The organism is Pararobbsia silviterrae, from assembly GCF_003628125.1.
GTDB classification, from domain to species: Bacteria; Pseudomonadota; Gammaproteobacteria; order Burkholderiales; family Burkholderiaceae; genus Pararobbsia; species Pararobbsia silviterrae.
In genome coordinates, this window is the sequence record NZ_RBZU01000040.1 from 1 (window position 1) to 1,121 (window position 1,121).

Below are 1,121 nucleotides of genomic sequence, written 5' to 3' on the forward strand. Positions count from 1 at the left end.
TGGGTTACCCCAACGGGGGCGAACGCCCGCCAGATGCGACCAATCAACGCAACGGCCGCAGCGGCAAGACTGTGCTCACAGAGGATGGCCCGTTACGCGTCGAGATTCCGCGTGATCGCAACGGGAGCTTTGAGCCGATCCTGATTCCCAAGCACGAGCGACGCTTCACCGGGTTCGACGACAAGATCATCGCGATGTACGCGCGCGGCATGACGGTGCGCGAGATTCAAGGGTTTCTGGCCGAACAATACGGCACTGAGGTCTCACCGGACTTCATCAGCTCGGTGACCGATGCGGTGACCGAAGAGATCACGGCCTGGCAAGCAAGACCGCTCGATCCAATGTACCCAGTCGTGTTCTTCGATGCGCTGCGCGTAAAGATTCGCGATGAAGGCGTCGTGCGCAACAAGGCCATCTATCTAGCCTTGGGCGTAGCTTCAGACGGTACACGGGATATCTTGGGCCTGTGGATCGAGCAAACCGAAGGCGCGAAGTTCTGGATGAAGGTGTTCAGCGATCTCAAGGTGCGTGGCGTGCAAGACATTCTGATTGCCGTTACTGACGGACTCAAAGGCATGGGTGAAGCACTCGGGGCGGTGTTCCCCCAGACAACCCTGCAAACCTGCATCGTGCATCTGATCCGCAATTCGCTTGAGTACGCGAGCTGGAAAGAGCGCAAAGACCTGGCAGCGGCACTGCGCCCCATCTACACAGCGGCGAGCGCCAAGGCGGCCGAAGCCGAACTGATTGCGTTGGAGAAAGGCCCGTGGGGCAGCCGATTCCCAATGGTCATAGCCGCATGGCGACGAGTATGGGATCGCGTGATCCCCTTCTTTGCGTTCCCTCCCGAGGTCCGAAGGGTGATCTATACGACCAACGCGCTCGAGAGCGTCAATTCTCAGTTGCGTAAAATCATCAAGACCAGAGGGCACTTCCCAAGCGACGACGCGGCAACCAAACTGATATGGCTCGCGCTGCGAAAAATCACGTGCGAATGGAGCCGCTCGGCACACGATTGGAAGGCTGCGATGCGGCAGTTCGCGATCCTCTACGAAGATCGCTTCACACGAACCAACGTCTAAACGTTACGGGCCTCGAACACAAAAATCCTGACACCCCCG

At 58.5% G+C, this 1,121-nt stretch carries 1 protein-coding gene; it reads left to right on the forward strand.

Annotation, left to right across the window (positions count from 1 at the left end):
* A partial coding sequence (locus D7S86_RS28925; protein ID WP_121091583.1) for an IS256 family transposase occupies positions 1–1,082 on the forward strand: 1,082 nt, incomplete at its 5' end.
* Between the last annotated feature and the right edge of the window lie 39 nt (positions 1,083–1,121).